We start from the raw sequence: 269 nt of genomic DNA on the forward strand, positions 1-269 counted from the left end.
ATCCCAGCCATTAGTAGTACAGCTTTTACAATTTGAACCCAACTCGTTGCAATCATACCGCCAAATAATACGTAGATTGTCATCATGACACCAACAATGAGTACAGCCATCCAGTAATCTATGCCAAACAATAGCTGGATGAGTGCCCCAGCACCAACAAGCTGTGCGATCATATAGAACGTACTAATAGTAATTGTGTTCAGCGCAGCCGCTCCTCGAACCTTCCTGGCATCAAAACGAGAATTAATCATATCAGCAAGTGTGTATTT

The 269-nt window shown here is 42.4% G+C and carries 1 protein-coding gene; it reads right to left on the minus strand.

Annotation, left to right across the window (positions count from 1 at the left end; genetic code table 11):
• Positions 1-269: sodium:solute symporter family transporter (locus tag Q4550_RS23500; protein ID WP_483298580.1), on the minus strand; the 269-nt coding region annotated here is incomplete at both ends.

It is taken from the genome of Anaerobacillus sp. 1_MG-2023, from assembly GCF_030547345.1.
Lineage (GTDB): Bacteria > Bacillota > Bacilli > Bacillales > Guptibacillaceae > Guptibacillus > Guptibacillus hwajinpoensis_B.